The organism is Streptomyces sp. NPDC001980, from assembly GCF_040296885.1.
GTDB lineage: Bacteria > Actinomycetota > Actinomycetes > Streptomycetales > Streptomycetaceae > Streptomyces.
This window is the reverse complement of sequence record NZ_JBEOYD010000023.1, coordinates 50,848-67,643: the sequence shown is the minus strand read 5'-3', so window position 1 is coordinate 67,643 and position 16,796 is coordinate 50,848. Positions and strand designations below refer to the sequence as shown.

The following is a 16,796-nucleotide window of genomic DNA, read 5'->3' as shown; positions in this document are numbered from 1 at the left end:
GGTCAGCTCGCGGGGACGCGCTGGACGGTGCGCGGGGCGCGGAGGCCGTGCAGGGCGGTCTTCTCGGGTGCGGTCCACCGTGCGGAGGTCGCGCGGGTGAACGCGGCCGAGCCGCCGACCAGCGGGACCCTGGCCGTCGTACGGGACAGGTCCACGGTGAGCGTCGGGGTGGTGGACGGCGGATCGATGAGGTCCTTGTCCGTGCCCGCGACGATCAGCGCCAGGCGGTGGCCCTTGGGTACGACGTGGTCGGTGGCCGCCAGGTCGAGCGTGATCGTGTAGGCCTTGCCCGGGGTGAGCGGGACGCCCTTGCCGGGGTCGGCGTAGGTGCCGAGGTCGGCCCAGCCGCGGCTGAAGACGGTGTAGTCGACGGCCTTGGTCCTGGCCGCTGTCTTCAGGAAGCAGGCGCTGTCGCCTGCCGTGCTCTCGCCCCAGCAGGTGCGGTCGGTGAGGGTGGTGATGCCCTCGGCGGCGTCGGCGTAGTCCCGGACGGTGTCCGGGCCGAGGTCGACCAGGACGGCGGTCAGGTGGGCCGTCGAGGTGGTCGGGGTGGCGGTGACGGTCACCTTCGACGAGCCGGACAACCGCAGGTCGCGGGTGAGCGGCGCGGTGAGGAAGCCGGCCTTGTCGGAGGTGGGGGTGGCGAGCCGGGCGGCCCAGTCGGTCTCGCTCTGCTGCGGGTCGTCGGTGAACGTCTCGGTGCCGGAGCCCCGGTGCAGGCCGAGGGTGCCGACGCCCGCCTGGGTGCCGGTGGCGGGGCGCAGGGTGGTGGTCTGCGTGCCGCGCGGCGGCCAGACGGAGGAGGTCACCCACTGGTCGGGGTGGCGCTCGATGTCGGCCATCGGCTGACGGTCGATGCCGTTGTCGTAGCCGAGGAGTTCGTGGTCGAACCAGCGGTGCAGGGTGTCGACCCAGGCGCCGCGCCGGTAGTCGAAGGGGTCGACGTGCCCGGTCTGGGAGAGCCAGATCTTGCGCTCGACGCCGTTCTTGGCGAGGGCGTCCCACCACTGGCCGAAGTGCTTGGTGCGGACGTTGAGGTCCTGCATGCCGTGCACGAGGAAGACGCTGGCCTTCACCTTGGACGCGTCCTTGACGTAGTCGCGCTCGGTCCACAGGTCGGTCCAGTCGCCGCTGCGCGGGGCGCCGTCGACCAGCTTCTGCTGGACGGCACCGCACTTGGCGTAGGCGTCGTCGCTCTCCACCGCGCCCGCCAGCCAGTCGGGGCCCGAGTCGTAGAGCGGGGCGCCCTGGGCGAAGTAGTAGTCGTACCAGGAGGAGATGGCGCTGATCGGGACGATCGTCTTGAGACCCTTGACGCCGGTGGCGGCCACGCCGTTGGCGATGGTGCCGTCCCAGCTCTTGCCGATCATGCCGGTCTTCCCGTTGGTCCAGGTCGCCTTGACCGTGGTGGTTCCGGTGCGGCTGCTGTAGGCCTTCGCTCGGCCGTTCAGCCAGTCGACGACGGCCTTCGCGGACTGGATGTCGGACCGGCCGCCGACGTCGACGCAGCCGTCGGAGCGGTTGGTGCCGGCCAGGTCGACGCCGACGAAGGCGTAGCCGCGGGGCACGAAGTAGTTGTCGTAGAAGAGCGGCATCTGGACGACGTTCCCGTTGGCGTCGTACGTCTTCAGCTGGCTCTCGTTGCCGCGTCCGCAGCAGGAGTAGTAGGGGCTGGCGTCCATGATGACCGGCACCTTGCGGCCCTGGGCGGCTGGTTCGGACGGCCGGACGATGTCGGCGGCGACCCGGTCGGTCTTCCCGTCGCCGTCGGAGTCGAGACCGGTGTCCACCCAGACGGCCTCGCGGATGGCGTTCGCGTACGAGTAGACCGGTTGGCTCTCGCGCGGGGCGCCGGAAGCCTGGGCCGCGGCCGGGGTGAGGAAGGCGGCGATCAGGGCTGCGACGGCCGCGACGGCGAGCGGTCTCCAGATCGTGAAGCGCGTGCGTTTCGGCATGGGGCGGACGCTACCCGGGTCAACTCCCGTGCAGAAGGGGGCATCTGGGGGACCGTCAGGGCGGATTGCGGCCGAATGGCGATCGTGTGACAGCAGGTGCCATGGACAGGCCAGGGGCCACAGGGACTGAATAGGCTCCGAACAGTTTCGTGCTCCATCGACTTGGCGCTGCCCGCCGCGGTGTGGCGGGGGCGCCTCGGCCCCCTACCGACCTGGAGTTCTCGTGCACCGCAGAATCCTCGCGCCGGGCGCCCTCGCGGCGGCCTCCCTGCTGCTGGCGATCCCGGCATCGGCCGCGAGCTACAGCCCCGGCGCGCCGGGCATCGGCGACCCCTACTACCCGTACTACGGCAACGGCGGTTACGACGTCTCCCACTACGACCTCCGCTTGCAGTACCAGCCGGCCACCGACGAGCTGGCCGGGACGGCGACGATCCTGGCGCGCACCACGCAGGACCTGTCCAGCTTCGACCTGGACTTCCTGCTGGACGTCAGCGAGGTACGGGTCAACGGGGTGAAGGCGGACTTCGCCACGTCCGGTCAGCACGAACTGGTCGTCACCCCCAAGTCGCCGCTGGCGAAGGGCACACAGGTCACCGTCGTCGTCCGCTACAGCGGGGTGCCGTCGACGAAGAGCGCGTACGGCTTCAACACGTGGCACCGCACCCCGGACGGGGCGGTCGCGGCGGACGAGCCCGAGGCCGCCTGGTGGTGGTACCCGAGCAACGACCACCCGCTGGACAAGGCGACCTACGACGTGTCGGTGGCCGTCCCGGACGGAACCCAGGTCATCTCCAACGGCCTGCTCCAGTCGACGAGTTCGAAGCTCGGCTGGACCCGGTACAACTGGCGGCAGAACAAGCCGCAGGCGACCTATCTGACCACGCTGGCCGTCGGAAAGTTCGACATCACGACGAGCACCTCCGAGGGCGGGGTGCCGGTCGTCAACGCCTACAGCAAGGACCTCGGCGACAACGACGGGGCGGCGCGGGCGAGCGTGGAGCGCACCGGGGAGCTCGTCGACTGGCTCTCCGGCTACTTCGGGCCGTATCCCTTCAGCTCGGCCGGCGGGTACGTGCCGAACACCACCACCGGGTACGCGCTGGAGACGCAGACCCGGGTCTACTACAGCCCGAAGCAGTTCGCGAACGGCTCCAACACGTCGGTGGTCGTGCATGAGCTGGCCCACCAGTGGTACGGCGACGACGTCTCCCTCAAGGGCTGGAAGGACATCTGGATCAACGAGGGGTTCGCCCGGTACGCGCAGTGGCTGTGGTCCGAGCACGAGGGCGAGGGCACGACGCAGGAGCTCGCCGACTACGTGTACGCGTCGCATCCGGCCGACGACGCGTTCTGGACGGTGAAGCCGGGGGATCCCGGTCCCGACGACCAGTTCGACATCGCTGTCTACGACCGCGGGGCACTGGCCGTGCAGGCGCTGCGGAACGCGGTCGGGGACGACGCGTTCTTCGCGATTCTGAAGGGGTGGCCGAAGGAGCACGCGTACGGGAACGCTTCGGTGGGGGACTTCGAGGAGTACGCCGAGAAGGTGTCGGGGAAGTCGCTGTCGGCGTTGTTCGACGCGTACCTGTTCGAGCCGACGAAGCCGGTGGCTCCGGCGGTGAAGGCCGTGGGGGCCGTGGGGGCCGTTGCGCAGCCGAAGTCGTGGAAGCAGATCGAGGCTACGAACGACGTGCACTAAGCGGTTGCCGGGTGCGGTGGGGTGGGGAGCTGCGGGTCCGTTGTGGCTGGTCGCGCAGTTCCCCGCGCCCCTAAAGGGGCGCTGTCTCTCCGTGGTCATAGACCGTGACCGCTACTCCCCGCCCCACCAGCCGCTCCCTTATCAGCGGCTCGACGCGGGACCACTTCCCGCCCGCCAGGCCGCAGCCTATGCGGGGCATGTGCACGGACGCGCCGCGTTCGGTCGCCTCGTCGGCAAGTCTGCCCAGAGCCGTGTCGATCGCCTCGTAGCGGACCGGGACGCCCTTGCTGCCGGTTCTGGTCCCCCGTTGGCCGATCATGTTGGCCACCCAGATGTACCGCTCGACGCGGACCAGCTGGACCGCTCCGAGGCCGAAGTCGTTGTTCGCCCGGTCGCGGTGCCAGGTGCGGTATGCCTTCTCCGGCTCCGGCCAGCGGCGGGAGAGGGCCAGCACGAAGCCCTTTCCCCAGCCCCCCAGGTCGTTGCAGACGTGGGCGATCACCTTGACGCCCTTGCCCGTCGGCGTGGTGGCGTCCCCCCGGATGTATGTGATCTCCGACATGACGCCACCGTAGGCGATGCCACTGACAATGGCGCTGACCTGCTACTTCGTGAGCTGGGACAGCTCCTTGTCGGCCGTCTGGGAGACCCGGCGGCGGACGCCGAACCAGCCGGCCACCAGCAGGGCGGCGATCACCGGGATGAGCAGGAGGGTCTTGCGGCCGACCTCGGGGTCGTTCCCCATCATGCCGAGGCAGACCAGCAGGAAGGCGATCGTGGTGATCTCGGTCGCCGGGCTGAAGCGGAGGCGGAACGCGGGGCGCTCGACCAGGCCGGCCTTCGCGCGGCGGACGAAGATCAGGTGGCAGAGCATGATGATCACCCAGGTGCTGATGATGCCGAGGGAGGCGACGTTGAGCACGATCTCGAAGGCCTGGCTGGGCATGAGGTAGTTCAGGCCGACGCCGAGCACGCAGACCGCGCAGGTCAGCAGGATGCCGCCGTAGGGCACCTGGCTGCGGTTCATGCGGGCGGTGAACTTCGGGGCCGAGCCGGCCACCGCCATGGAGCGCAGGATGCGGCCCGTGGAGTACAGGCCGGAGTTGAGGGAGGACATCGCCGCGGTGAGGACCACCAGGTTCATCACGTCGCCGGCGCCCGAGACGCCGATCTTGGAGAGGACGGTGACGAAGGGGCTCTCGTCGGCCGAGTAGACCGAGCCGGGGAGGAGCAGGGCGAGCAGGACGACCGAGCCGACGTAGAAGAGGCCGACGCGCCACATGATCGAGTTCACCGCGCGCGGGACGACCTTCTCCGGCTCGGCGGTCTCGCCCGCCGCGACGCCGACCAGTTCCAGGGCCGCGTACGCGAAGATCACGCCCTGCATGACCAGGACGACCGGCATCAGGCCGTGCGGGAGGACGCCGCCGTGGTCGCCGACGACACTCAGGCCCGGGGTCTGGCCGTCGACCTTGTGCTGGGTGGCGAGCAGGAAGATGCCGATCAGCATGAAGCCGACGAGGGTGGCGACCTTGATGATCGCGAACCAGAACTCCATCTCGCCGAAGATCTTCACCGAGATCAGGTTCACCGCCAGGACCACGGCCAGGGCGATCAGCGCGAGCGTCCACTGGGGGATGCTCGTGAACATGCTCCAGTAGTGGGTGTAGAGCGCGATCGCGGTGATGTCGGCGATGCCGGTGGTCGACCAGTTCAGGAAGTACATCCAGCCGGCGACGTACGCGCCCTTCTCGCCGAGGAACTCGCGCGCGTACGACACGAAGGAACCGGAGGAGGGGCGGTACAGGACCAGCTCGCCGAGGGCCCTGACCACGAAGAAGGCGAAGATTCCGCAGACCAGGTAGGCGAGGGCGAGAGCCGGGCCCGCGGTGTGGAGGCGGCCGCCGGCGCCCAGGAAGAGGCCGGTGCCGATCGCGCCGCCGATGGCGATCATGTTGACGTGGCGGGCCTTGAGGTCCTTGCTGTAGCCGGCGTCGCCCGCGTCCGCGGGCGCCTGGGCCGCGTCGGTCCGGGTGGCGGCGGCCTGTGCCGTGTCCACGGCATCCTTGCTCACAGGTGGTTCCACTCTCTGGTGCGCCCGAGCGGGTCGCGCTCGGGTGTCCGGACGTAGTCGGTCGGCGCGCTCGGTGGTGGGCACAGACCAAGGCGCCACCTTCCCCCGGACACCAGGGCGTATGCGATGGCACACATCACAGAGCGGAACTTCTCACAAGGTCAAGAACCTGTCGTGAAGATGAACATCAGTCGAACACATCCCGGTCACCGCCCGGTGTCACAGTGTCGGTGTGACAGCGATACTGGTGCACATGACGACCGACACCGACGGCGACTCCGGGGACCCGGCGCTCACGATCGACGAGCTGGCCGCGCGGGCCGGCACCACGGTCCGCACGGTCCGCTTCTACGGCACCAAGGGGCTGCTGCCGCCGCCGGTGATCGGTCCGCGCCGGGTGGGCCACTACGGGCGCGACCACCTGGCGCGGCTGGCGCTCATCGAGGAGTTGCAGCACCAGGGCATGACGCTGGCGGCCATCGAGCGCTACCTGCGGCGGCTGCCGCCCGGACTGAGCCACCACGACCTGGCCATCCACCGGGCCGTGGTGGCCTCCTGGGCCCCGGACACCGAGGAGACCGTGACGGCCGGGGAGCTGCGGCGGCGGGCCGGACGGCCGCTGGACGAGGAGGACGTCGAACGGCTCGTCGCCATGGACGTCGTACGGCCCGACGGGGACGGCTACCGCATCGACCCCGGCCTGCTCCGGCTCGCCGTGCAGCTCCTCGACGTACCGCTGTCCGAGAAGGCGATCCTGGCCGCGCGCACGGTCCTGACCGAGCATGCGCGGGCGGCCGCGCGGGAGCTGTCCCTGCTCTTCCGGGCCGAGGTGGCGGAGCGGACCGAGGCGGACGTGAAATCCCTGTCCGCGCACATGCAGCCGCTGGTGGTCCAGGCGCTGCTGACCGCCTTCCAGCGGTCGCTCAGCGCGGAGGTGCACCAGTGGCTCGACGGCTCCTGAGGAGGATCCGCTCCGCGCACCCGGCTCGGTGTCGGCTCAGCGGCCGTCCGTGAAGGTCTCCCCCTTCTCCGCCTTGTCGACCAGCAGCGCGGGCGGGGTGAACCGCTCGCCGTAGGTCTCGGCGAGTTCACGCGCGCGTGCCACGAAGCCGGGGAGGCCGGCACCCGCCCCGCCGTAGGCGTCGTAGCCGTTGATGTACTGGAGGACGCCGCCGGTCCAGCCGGGGAAACCGATGCCGAAGAGCGAGCCGATGTTGGCGTCGGCGACCGAGGTGAGGACGCCCTCCTCCACGAGGCGGACGGTGTCGATGGCCTCGGAGAAGAGCATCCGCTCCTGCATGTCCCGGAACGGGATCTCGTGGCCGGGCTTGGTGAAGTGCTCGCGCAGGCCGGGCCAGAGGGCGGCGCGGCTGCCGTCCTCGGCGTAGTCGTAGAAGCCCGCTCCCCCGCTGCGGCCGGGGCGGCCGAACTCGTCGACCATGCGGTCGATGACCGCCTCGGCGGGGTGCGCGGTCCAGGTGCCGCCGGCCTCCTCGACGGCCAGCCGGGACTCGCGGCGGATCTTCTGCGGCAGGGTGAGTGTCAGCTCGTCCATCAGGGAGAGCACCTTGGCCGGGTAGCCGGCCTGGGCCGCCGCCTGCTCGACCGACGCGGGCTCGATGCCCTCGCCGACCATGGCGACGCCCTCGTTGATGAAGTGGCCGATGACGCGGGAGGTGAAGAAGCCGCGCGAGTCGTTGACGACGATCGGCGTCTTGTTGATCTGCCGGACCAGGTCGAAGGCGCGGGCCAGGGCCTCGTCGCCGGTGCGCTCGCCCTTGATGATCTCGACGAGCGGCATCTTGTCGACGGGCGAGAAGAAGTGCAGGCCGATGAAGTCGGTCTGGCGCTCGACGCCCTCGGCGAGGGCGGTGATGGGCAGCGTGGAGGTGTTGGAGCAGAGCAGGGCGTCGGGGGCGACGACGGACTCGATCTCCTGGAAGACCTTGTGCTTGAGGGCGGTGTCCTCGAAGACGGCCTCGATGACCGCGTCGCAGTCGGCGAGGTCCTGCGGGTCGGCGGTGGGCGTGATCCGGGCGAGCAGCGCGTCCGCCTTCTCCTGGCTGGTACGGCCCTTGGCGACGGCTTTGGCGCACAGCTTCTCGGAGTAGCCCTTGCCCTTCCGGGCGGCCTCGGCGGAGACGTCCTTGAGGACGACGTCGATGCCCGCGCGGGCGCACGAGTAGGCGATGCCGGCGCCCATCATGCCCGCGCCCAGGACGGCCACCTTGGTGACCTTGCGGGGCTCGATGCCCTGCGGCCGGTTGGCGCCGGAGTTGACGGCCTGCAGGTCGAAGAAGAACGCCTGGATCATGTTCTTGGAGGTCTGCCCGGCGGCCAGCTCCACGAAGTAGCGGGCCTCGATGACCTGGGCGGTCTCGAAGTCGACCTGGCTGCCCTCGACGGCGGCGGCGAGGATGCGGCGCGGCGCCGGGTAGGGGGCGTTGTTGGTCTGCTTGCGCAGGGTCGCCGGGAAGGCCGGCAGGTTGGCGGCGAACTTGGGGTTGGCGGGCGTGCCGCCGGGGATCCGGTAGCCCGGCTTGTCCCAGGGCTGCTGCGACTCGGGGTTGGCGTCGATGAACGCGCGGGCCTTGGCCAGCAGTTCGTCCGGGGTGGCGGCCACCTCGTGGACGAGGCCGTTCTGCTGCGCGCGGGTGGCGTTGTACTGGGTGCCCTGGAGGAGGACCTTCAGCAGGGCGTCGGCGATGCCGAGGAGACGGACGGTGCGGACGACTCCGCCGCCGCCCGGGAGCAGGCCGAGGGTGACCTCGGGGCAGCCGATCTTGGTGCCGGGGGTGTCGAGGGCGACGCGGTGGTGGCAGGCGAGGGTGAGTTCGAAACCGCCGCCGAGGGCCGCGCCGTTGATGGCGGCGACGACCGGCTTGCCGAGGGTCTCGATGCGGCGCAGGTTGCGCTTGACGCCGAGGCCGCCGTCGAAGAGGTCCTGGGCGGTCTCGGGGGTGACCCGGATGAGGTCGCGCAGGTCGCCGCCGGCGAAGAAGGTCTTCTTGGCGGAGGTGAAGATGACGCCCCGGATGGAGTCCTGCTCGGCCTCCAGACGGTCGGTGACCGCGGCGAGGGACTCGGCGAAGGCCGCGTTCATGGTGTTGGCGGACTGGTTGGGGTCGTCCAGGACGAGGGTGACGACGCCGGTGTCGTCCTGTTCCCAGCGGATGGTGGTGCTCTCGGTCATGTGAGGGTCTCCGTGAAGTCTCTTGGTTCCGGTTCCGCCGGGGTTTCAGACGCGCTCGACGATGGTGGCGATGCCCATGCCGCCGCCCACGCACAGGGTGGCGAGGCCGTAGCGCTTGTCCTGGCGCTCCAGTTCGTCGACGAGCGAGCCGAGGATCATCGCGCCGGTCGCGCCGAGAGGGTGGCCGAGGGCGATGGCGCCGCCGTTGACGTTGACCTTGTCCAGGGACAGGCCCATGTCCTTCACGAAGCGCAGCACGACCGCCGCGAACGCCTCGTTGATCTCGACCAGGTCGATGTCGTCGATGGTGAGGCCGGCCTTGGCGAGGGCCTTGCGGGTGGCGGGGGCGGGGCCGGTGAGCATGATGGTCGGCTCGGAGCCGGAGACGGCGGCCGAGACGATCCGCGCGCGCGGGGTGAGGCCGTAGCGCTCGCCGATCTCCTTGGTGCCGATGGCGACCAGGGAGGCGCCGTCGACGATGCCGGAGGAGTTGCCCGCGTGGTGGACGTGGTCGATCTTCTCGACCCAGTGGTACTTCTGCAGGGCGACCGCGTCGAAACCGCCCAGCTCGCCGATGTCGGCGAAGGAGGGCTTGAGCTTGGCGAGGGAGTCGGCGGTGGTGCCGGGGCGCAGGTGCTCGTCGTGGTCGAGGACGACGAGGCCCGCGCGGTCCTTCACGGGGACCACGGAACGCTCGAAGCGGCCCTCCTTGACGGCCGTCGCCGCGCGCTCCTGGGAGAGCGCCGCGTACTCGTCGACGTCCCGGCGGGAGAAACCCTCGATGGTGGCGATCAGGTCGGCGCCGATGCCCTGCGGCACGAAGTTGACGGCCAGGTTGGTCATCGGGTCGTTGAACCAGGCGCCGCCGTCCGAGGCCATCGGCACCCGGGACATCGACTCGACGCCGCCCGCGAGGACGAGGTCCTCGAAGCCCGAGCGGACCTTGGCGGCGGCCATGTTGACGGCCTCCAGGCCGGACGCACAGAAGCGGTTCTCCTGCACGCCGGCGACCGTGTCCGGCAGTCCGGCGGCGATCGCGGCGATCCGCGCGATGTCGGAGCCCTGGTCGCCGACCGGGCCGACGACTCCGAGCACGACGTCGTCGATGGCGGCCGGGTCGAGGTCCGGGAAGCGGCCGCGGATCTCGTGGATGAGTCCGACGACCAGGTCGATGGGCTTCGTGCCGTGCAAGGCGCCGTTCGCCTTGCCGCGGCCGCGCGGGGTGCGGATCGCGTCGTACACGTACGCTTCGGTGCTCACTGACAGGCCTTTCAACGAGGGTTTTTGCGCGGTGGGGTCAGCGGGGCTCAGAGCCAGTTCTTGACGGTCTCGACCAGGCGGGCCGGGTCCGGGCCGACGGGGGTGATGTCCAGCATGGTCACGCCCGCCTCGCGGAAGGCGGCGATACGGTCGCGGACGTAACCCTCCGGGCCGCACAGGGATATGAGCTCGCAGAACTCGTCCGGTACGGCCGCCGCAGCGTCCCGCTGCCGGCCGTCGAGGTACAGCTCCTGGACGAGCCGGGCCTCCTTCTCGTAGCCGTAGGCGACGGCGAGGTCGTTGTAGAAGTTCTTGCCGGGGGCGCCCATGCCGCCGACGTACAGGGCGATGCGGGGGCGGACCAGGTCGCGCGCGGCGGCCGCGTCCTCGCCGATGGCGAGCAGTCCGCCCGCGACGATCTGCAGCGGTCCGAGGGCCGGATCGCGGCGGGCGGCGCCCTCCGCCAGGGGCGTGCCCCAGACCTGGTGGGCCTTCTCGGGGATGAACAGGGTGGGCAGCCAGCCGTCGGCGATCTCGGCGGTCATCCGGACGTTGGCGGGGCCCAGCGAGGCCACGTAGAGCGGGACGTCGGGGCGGACCGGCTTGGTGAGGATCTTCAGGGGCTTGCCGAGGCCGCCGGGACGGGGCATGTCGGTGATGCCGTGGTGGTCGATGGTCTCGCGGCGCAGGATCCGCCGGGTCAGCTCGATCGTCTCGCGGGTCCGGCCGAGGGGCTTGTCGTACGCCTTCCCGTGCCAGCCCTCGACGACCTGGGGGCCGGAGGCGCCGAGTCCGATGATCGCGCGGCCGCCGGAGACCGCGTCGAGGCCGGCGGCCGTCTGGGCGATGAGGGCGGGGGTGCGGGAGTACACGTTGAGGATCGCGGAGCCGATCTTCATCCGTTCGGTGCGGGCGGCCAGGTAGCCCATGATCGTGGGCGAGTCGAAGCCGTAGGCCTCCGCGACCCAGACCGCGTCGAGGCCCGCGGACTCCAGCGCGGCCGCCCGGTCCGCCGCCGCGCGCGGGTCGCCCGCGTAGTCGAGGAAGGTCGAGAGCTCCATCAGGTGCCGTCCTTGTCGTGGTCGTCGAGGAGTGCCGGTACGTCCCAGTCGCCCGCCACCGCACCGGTGTCGGCGCCGGGGCGGGCGGGCGGGGTGCGCACGGTCGTGGGGGTCGCGGAGAAGCGCGGGGCGGGGGCCGGCTGGGTGATGCCGCCGTGGTCGGTGAAGGTGCCGCGGGCGGCCAGATGGGGGTGGTGCGGGGCCTCGCGGAGGGAGAGGACGGGGGCCACGCAGGCGTCGGAGCCCTCGAAGACCGCCGTCCACTCGTCCCGGGTGCGGGCCTTGAAGCGGGCGGCGACGCGCTCGCGCAGCTCGCCCCAGCGGGTCCAGTCCTTGCGGGCGTCGGCCAGGTCGTCCAGGTCGCCGAGGAGCCGGAGGAACTCGGCGTAGAACTGGGGTTCCAGGGCGCCGACCGCCATGTGGCCGCCGTCGGCGGTCTCGTAGGTGCCGTAGTACGGGCAGCCGCCGTCCAGCAGGTTGGCCCCGCGCCGGTCCTGCCAGCCGCCCGCGGCCACCATGCCGTGGATCATCGCGGCCAGGTGCGCGGTGCCGTCCACGATGGCAGCGTCCACGACCTGGCCGGTGCCGGTCGCGCGCGCGTGGTGCAGCGCGGCCAGGACGCCGACGACGAGGTAGAGGGAGCCGCCCGCGTAGTCGCCGAGCAGGTTGGCGGGGACGGCCGGGGGCTCGTCGGGGCGGCCGATCATGCCGAGGGTGCCGGTGAGGGCGATGTAGGCGATGTCGTGGCCCGCGCGGTGCGCAAGGGGCCCCTCCTGGCCCCAGCCGGTCATCCGGCCGTAGACCAGGCGGGGGTTGCGGGCGTGGCAGTCCGCCGGGCCGACGCCGAGCCGCTCGGCGACGCCGGGGCGGTAGCCCTCGATGAGGATGTCGGCGCGCGCGGCCAGGTCGAGGACGCGGGCGGGGCCGTCCGGGGACTTGAGGTCGACCAGTACCGAGCGCTTGTTGCGGTTGGTGACGTCGTACGCCGGGTCGATCGCGAGCCCCGGGCCGCCGGGCCGGTCGACGCGGACCACGTCGGCGCCCAGGTCGGCGAGGAGCATGGCGGCGAACGGGCCCGGTCCGATGCCGGCGAGCTCGACCACGCGCACGCCGGAGAGCGGGCCGTGTCCTGGCGTCCCTGCCGTGGTCATGCCGCCCCCAGTCATGTGACACAACTGATGTAACACCAACGATGCTAAGAACACGTTCCACTGGGCACAAGAGTGGACGAGCAAGCGCTTAGTCAAGATACCCGGTGGGGGTGCGTCCGCACTCCTCACGCTAGCCTCAGCCACCGACAACGGCACGGGTTGCAGGACCGAGAGGTGTCATGAGCAGGCTGAAGACGACGGACCGCCCCTACGACCTCGTGCTCTTCGGAGCCACCGGCTTCGTCGGCGAGCTCACCGCCGAGTACCTGGCCGCGCACGCGCCCCAGGGCCTGCGCTGGGCGCTCGCGGCTCGGGACGAACACAGGCTGGAGGCCCTGCGCGAGCGGCTGCCGGGCGGCGCGGCGGTCGGGGTGCTGCGCGCCGACGTCGCGGAGCCCGCCACGATCCGCGCCCTCGCCGAGCACGCGCGCGTGGTGGCCACGACGGTCGGCCCCTACGGCCGTTACGGCGAGGACCTGGTCGCGGCCTGCGCGGACACCGGCGCCGACTACCTGGACCTGTGCGGCGAGCCGGAGTTCGTGGACCTGATGTACGTCCGGCACGACGCACGCGCGCGTGAGACGGGGGCCCGCCTGGTGCACGCGTGCGGTTTCGACTCGGTCCCGCACGACCTGGGCGCCTACTTCACGGTCCGGCAGCTGCCGGAGGGCGTGCCGCTGACCGTGGACGGGTTCGTGACCGCCGACGCGACCTTCTCCGGGGGCACTTTCGCCTCCGCGCTGGACCAGTTCGCGCGCCCACGGCAGATGCTCGCCGCCGCGCGGGACCGCGCCCGGCACGAGCCCCGGCTGATGAGCCGCCGGACCAGCGCACCGACGGGTGCCCCGCGGTTCGCGCCCGAGGTCGGCGCCTGGGCGCTGCCGCTGCCCACCATCGACGCCCAGATCGTGCGACGTTCGGCGAAGGCCCTGGACCGCTACGGTCCCGACTTCCGCTACCGGCACTACGCGGCCGTCAGGCACCTGCCGGTGGCGCTCGGCGGGATAGCCGCCGTCGGCGCGGTCGCCGCGGCGGCCCAGCTGCCGCCCGCCCGGCGCTGGCTGTCGGACCGGCTCAGGCCCGGGGACGGGCCGGACGCCCAGAAGCGGGCCCGCAGCTGGTTCACGGTCCGGTTCGTCGGCGAGGGCGGCGGACGGCGGGTCTTCACGGAGGTCTCGGGCGGGGATCCCGGCTACGACGAGACGGCGAAGATGTTCGCCGAGGCCGCCCTCTCCCTCGCCTTCGACGACCTGCCGCCGACGGCCGGCCAGGTCACCACCGCCCAGGCGATGGGCGACGCGCTGACCGAGCGGCTGCGGACGGCGGGCATCGGGTTCCGGGTGGCTGCAACGTTCTAGTGCCGCATGAACCAACGTTCGCCCTGTAGTGCCGCGCTGTTTGTTTTCGCCGTCCTGGGTTGCTCAGCGGGCTCCCGCAGGGGCACGGAGCTGTTCGGCCAGCCGCTCGAGTTCGGCCGCCGGGGCGGGCGAGGGGTCGTTGAGTCCGCTGTGCACGGCCGTCGGGCTCTTCAGGAAGCGCCGGAGCACGGCCACGAGGAGCCCTTGCGGCAGAGCCCGCAACGCGGCGAAAGCGCGAGGTACCGGCGGCGTCTCCATCGCGGCGAGGTTCTGCCGCACGAGGTGGAGCATGCCGCGGACCGCGTCCGGGTCGTCGGCCAGCGCTACCGGGCCGCCCGCCGCGCGTACCGCCTGCCCGAGCGGGACCTCGAACGCGGCGTGCGTCCTGAGCCAGGCATCCATCCGCGGCTCGGCCTTGGCGTTGATCCCGGCGGTACGGAACGTCTCCACGATCCGTTCCAGTCGCGGGGTGGTACGGCCGTCGGGCTCGCCGACCGGCATCGCGACCCGGCGGGTGATGAAATTGGTCTTGCGGTAGCGGACCACGTCGCCGTCCATCGTGCCGCCAGTCGTGGGGAAGCCGAGCAGCACCCGCTCGTGGCCGATCACCGCACCCAGCGTCTCCGGGCCGGCTGCCCAGTTGAGCAGGAACAGCACGTCACCTTGGACACCGGCGAGTGATTCCAGCACCGCATCCACCTGGTGGGTGCGGACGAAGACGGCGATCAGGTCGTACTCGCCGTCCGGGTGCTCCACCACCGGTACCGGCACCCGCCTGACAGGGCCGTCTTCCTCGGCGAGCTGCACTCCCTGCCGGCGCAGGGCGGTCAGGCGCTCGCCCCGGGCGAGGAGCGAGACGTCGTGGCCGGCCTCGCGCATGCGGGCGGCGAACAGGCTGCCGCAAACCCCGGCGCCGTACACGAGCAGCTTCATGGCAGTCCTCTTTCACACGTTCGTTTGATTCATACGTTCGTTTCATTCAAACATATATATAGTCCCTCGTGTGGCGACCCCAGACACCCGCACCCAGATCCTCGACGCGGCCGAGCACCTCTTCGCCGAGCACGGATACCGCGGCACCTCGGTCCGCGCGATCACCAAACTCGCCGGGGCGAACCTGGCCGCCGTCGGCTACCACTTCGGCTCGAAGGCGGAGCTGATGGCGGCAGTCGCCCACCGCGTGGTCGAGCCCATCACCGCTGCCCAGTGCGCCGGGCTCGACAAACTGCTCGCCCGAACCCCCGACCCACCGGTCAGCGAACTGGTGGAGGCATTCGCGGGGCCGCTGTTCGACGAGATGCCGGCCGGCGACGAGGGCGGCGCCCGGACGTCCCGGCTGATCGTGACGATCCTCAGCGACCCGGCCGAGGAGGCACGCAGCTGGACCGGCCCGGCCGAGGACTCGGTCCGCGAGCGCTACTTCGCAGCCTTCGCGCGCGTACTGCCCGGCCTTTCCCCCGAGGAGCTGTGGTTCCGGATGCGGGGGATCTTTGCCGTGACGGCCGTCGACCGCCTCCAGGTCCACCAGCAGCCCTCCCCTGGCTGCGCGTCCCCGGTAGCGGGCGAGGCGGCCCGGCAATGGGCGATCACGTTCCTGACGGCAGCGATGAGTGCACCGCCGATCCGGTCCTGACGACCCAGGACAGACGCCGGCGGCGCGGGTCAGGCGGCGTTCGCCCTGTGGACGAGGGCAGCGAGGCGCTGGTCGGCAGCGTTCTTGTTCCGTCAGGTCGGGTGGCCGGTGCCGTCGAGGGCGAAGTGACGGAGGGCGGTGAACTGGGCCTCGATCCTGTTCAGCCAGGAGCCGTTGGCCGGGGTGTGGACGATCTCGGCGTCATGGGCAGCCGCCCACGCGCCGACCCGCCGGCAGCGCTCGGTCTTCTTGATGTGGCCGTAGAGCTGGTCTTTGCCCAGCTCGTAGGCTGCGAAGAGGTGACGCACGCCGTGCGGGCGGGTGTAGGTGGCGCGGCGGCGCGGTCGAGGTTCGCGGCCGGGGTAGGACAGCGTGACGGATGACCGATGTCGGCCACGTCCTTCACACAGCGCGGCACTACAGGGCGAACGTTGGTTGATGCGGCACCAGCAGACTCGGGCGCCGTCAGGCCTGCCACGACAGCACGGTGTAGAGCATCCCGACGATCCAGGCGAACCCCGCCACCACGGCGAGGACCAGCGCCGCGTTCACGGCACGCTCGGCGGACTGGACGGGCTGGGCCACGGACTTGGGTGCACGGTGTGTCGTCATGCGGGCCAGCCTGCCGCCCGACGGTAACAGCGGCATCCGTACTCGTACTCAGAATCGCTACTCAGGTCTGGGCTGCTCAGGTCTGGGCTTCCCGCAGCGCCCTGCGGCACAGCGCGTCCGCGCGGCGGGTGGTCTCCGGCAGGCGGTACTTCGGGGTGAGCGCGAGCGTATGGGCGCAGGCGTTGTCGAGGCTCACCCGGTGGCCGACGGAGACGAACACCGGTTTGACGGCGTCGCGGGTGCGCAGGGCACGGCCGACCTCCTCGGCGCCGGCGAGCAGCGGTGTGTGGCTGCCGCGCGGGGTGTCCGGGTCGTCGTGCGCGAAGGTGAAGGGGTTCTTGGCGACGCCGATGGTGGGCAGGCCGGTGAGGACGCCGAGGTGGCTGGCGAGGCCGAAGCGGCGCGGGTGGGCGAGGCCGTAGCCGTCGCAGACGACCAGGCCCGGCGGGAGGGGCAGGGCGTCGAGGGCGGCCCGTACGGTCGGGATCTCACGGAAGGCGAGCAGTCCCGGCACGTACGCGAAGGACACCCGGCCGACGGCGGTCGCCTCGGCGACCACCTCCAGGGTCGCCGCGTCCAGGACGACGGCCGCTGCGGCGACCAGGTCGCGCTCGTCGTCGTAGGCCACGTCGACGCCGGTGACCTGCCCGGTGCCGGGCGCCGGGCCCGGCTCGTCGAGGACCACCCGCCCCCGCAGCTCGTCCTGTACGGCCAGGGCCTGTTCCTCGGTCGCGGGCCAGCCCGCGGGTACGCGTACGGTCGTCGTCATGGTGGGCACGAGCGTACGGCGTGCCACG

At 71.4% G+C, this 16,796-nt stretch carries 14 protein-coding genes and 1 pseudogene; 4 read left to right on the top strand and 11 right to left on the bottom strand.

What is annotated here, in order from left to right:
• Positions 1-2: 2 nt before the first annotated feature.
• The gene (locus ABT137_RS30475; RefSeq protein ID WP_351714319.1) at positions 3-1,955 is read right to left on the bottom strand and encodes a Xaa-Pro dipeptidyl-peptidase; all 1,953 of its coding nucleotides are present in this window, start codon (positions 1,953-1,955) and stop codon (positions 3-5) included.
• Positions 1,956-2,178: 223 nt separating this feature from the next.
• Here ABT137_RS30475 and ABT137_RS30470 point away from each other — a divergent pair, with 223 nt between their 5' ends.
• Positions 2,179-3,657: a M1 family metallopeptidase gene (locus tag ABT137_RS30470; RefSeq protein ID WP_351714318.1), complete on the top strand. Its 1,479-nt coding sequence runs from the start codon at positions 2,179-2,181 to the stop codon at positions 3,655-3,657.
• A 70-nt stretch (positions 3,658-3,727) separates the two neighbouring features.
• On the opposite strand, the gene ABT137_RS30465 is transcribed toward ABT137_RS30470, so the two are convergent.
• Positions 3,728-4,219, bottom strand: coding sequence for a macro domain-containing protein (locus tag ABT137_RS30465; RefSeq protein ID WP_351714317.1), 492 nt, complete (start codon positions 4,217-4,219; stop codon positions 3,728-3,730).
• Positions 4,220-4,261: 42 nt separating this feature from the next.
• Positions 4,262-5,731: an amino acid permease gene (locus tag ABT137_RS30460; RefSeq protein WP_351714316.1), complete on the bottom strand. Its 1,470-nt coding sequence runs from the start codon at positions 5,729-5,731 to the stop codon at positions 4,262-4,264.
• Between the two features lie 253 nt (positions 5,732-5,984).
• Here ABT137_RS30460 and ABT137_RS30455 point away from each other — a divergent pair, with 253 nt between their 5' ends.
• Entirely contained in the window at positions 5,985-6,692 is a 708-nt protein-coding gene (locus ABT137_RS30455) for a MerR family transcriptional regulator (protein WP_351714315.1), read from the top strand.
• Positions 6,693-6,728: 36 nt separating this feature from the next.
• Here ABT137_RS30455 and ABT137_RS30450 read toward each other — a convergent pair whose 3' ends face one another.
• Genes ABT137_RS30450 through ABT137_RS30435 form a run of 4 tightly spaced genes read right to left on the bottom strand, consistent with a single transcriptional unit; the run spans position 6,729 to position 12,396 of the window.
• Entirely contained in the window at positions 6,729-8,924 is a 2,196-nt protein-coding gene (locus ABT137_RS30450; RefSeq protein WP_351714314.1) for a 3-hydroxyacyl-CoA dehydrogenase NAD-binding domain-containing protein, read from the bottom strand.
• A gap of 45 nt (positions 8,925-8,969) precedes the next feature.
• Positions 8,970-10,184: an acetyl-CoA C-acetyltransferase gene (locus ABT137_RS30445; RefSeq protein WP_351714313.1), complete on the bottom strand. Its 1,215-nt coding sequence runs from the start codon at positions 10,182-10,184 to the stop codon at positions 8,970-8,972.
• Positions 10,185-10,231: 47 nt separating this feature from the next.
• A complete protein-coding gene (locus ABT137_RS30440; protein WP_351714312.1) occupies positions 10,232-11,245 on the bottom strand; it encodes an LLM class F420-dependent oxidoreductase in 1,014 nt (337 codons plus the stop codon).
• Entirely contained in the window at positions 11,245-12,396 is a 1,152-nt protein-coding gene (locus ABT137_RS30435) for a CaiB/BaiF CoA transferase family protein (protein WP_351714311.1), read from the bottom strand. The genes ABT137_RS30440 and ABT137_RS30435 overlap by 1 nt, the downstream gene beginning before the upstream one ends.
• Positions 12,397-12,575: 179 nt before the next feature.
• Between ABT137_RS30435 and ABT137_RS30430 the strand changes: the two genes are divergently transcribed.
• Positions 12,576-13,754: a saccharopine dehydrogenase family protein gene (locus ABT137_RS30430; protein ID WP_351714310.1), complete on the top strand. Its 1,179-nt coding sequence runs from the start codon at positions 12,576-12,578 to the stop codon at positions 13,752-13,754.
• A 63-nt stretch (positions 13,755-13,817) separates the two neighbouring features.
• Here the strand turns inward: ABT137_RS30430 and ABT137_RS30425 are convergent, their stop codons facing one another.
• On the bottom strand, positions 13,818-14,687 hold the full coding sequence (locus tag ABT137_RS30425) for a ketopantoate reductase family protein (RefSeq protein ID WP_351714309.1): 870 nt from the start codon (positions 14,685-14,687) through the stop codon (positions 13,818-13,820).
• Between the two features lie 70 nt (positions 14,688-14,757).
• On the opposite strand from ABT137_RS30425, the gene ABT137_RS30420 reads away from it, so the two are divergent.
• Positions 14,758-15,387 carry a TetR/AcrR family transcriptional regulator gene (locus tag ABT137_RS30420; RefSeq protein ID WP_351714308.1) on the top strand — a complete coding sequence of 210 codons (630 nt, stop codon included), beginning with the start codon at positions 14,758-14,760 and terminating at the stop codon, positions 15,385-15,387.
• A 29-nt stretch (positions 15,388-15,416) separates the two neighbouring features.
• Here ABT137_RS30420 and ABT137_RS30415 read toward each other — a convergent pair.
• The 3 genes and pseudogenes from ABT137_RS30415 to ABT137_RS30405 all read right to left on the bottom strand — a co-directional run.
• Positions 15,417-15,791: pseudogene (locus tag ABT137_RS30415) on the bottom strand (IS630 family transposase); the annotation flags it as partial.
• Between the two features lie 61 nt (positions 15,792-15,852).
• Entirely contained in the window at positions 15,853-15,999 is a 147-nt protein-coding gene (gene mmpA / locus ABT137_RS30410; RefSeq protein WP_351714307.1) for a morphogenic membrane protein MmpA, read from the bottom strand.
• Between the two features lie 76 nt (positions 16,000-16,075).
• Complete coding sequence (locus ABT137_RS30405; protein WP_351714306.1) at positions 16,076-16,768, bottom strand: endonuclease V; 693 nt, start codon at positions 16,766-16,768, stop codon at positions 16,076-16,078.
• Positions 16,769-16,796: the final 28 nt, after the last annotated feature.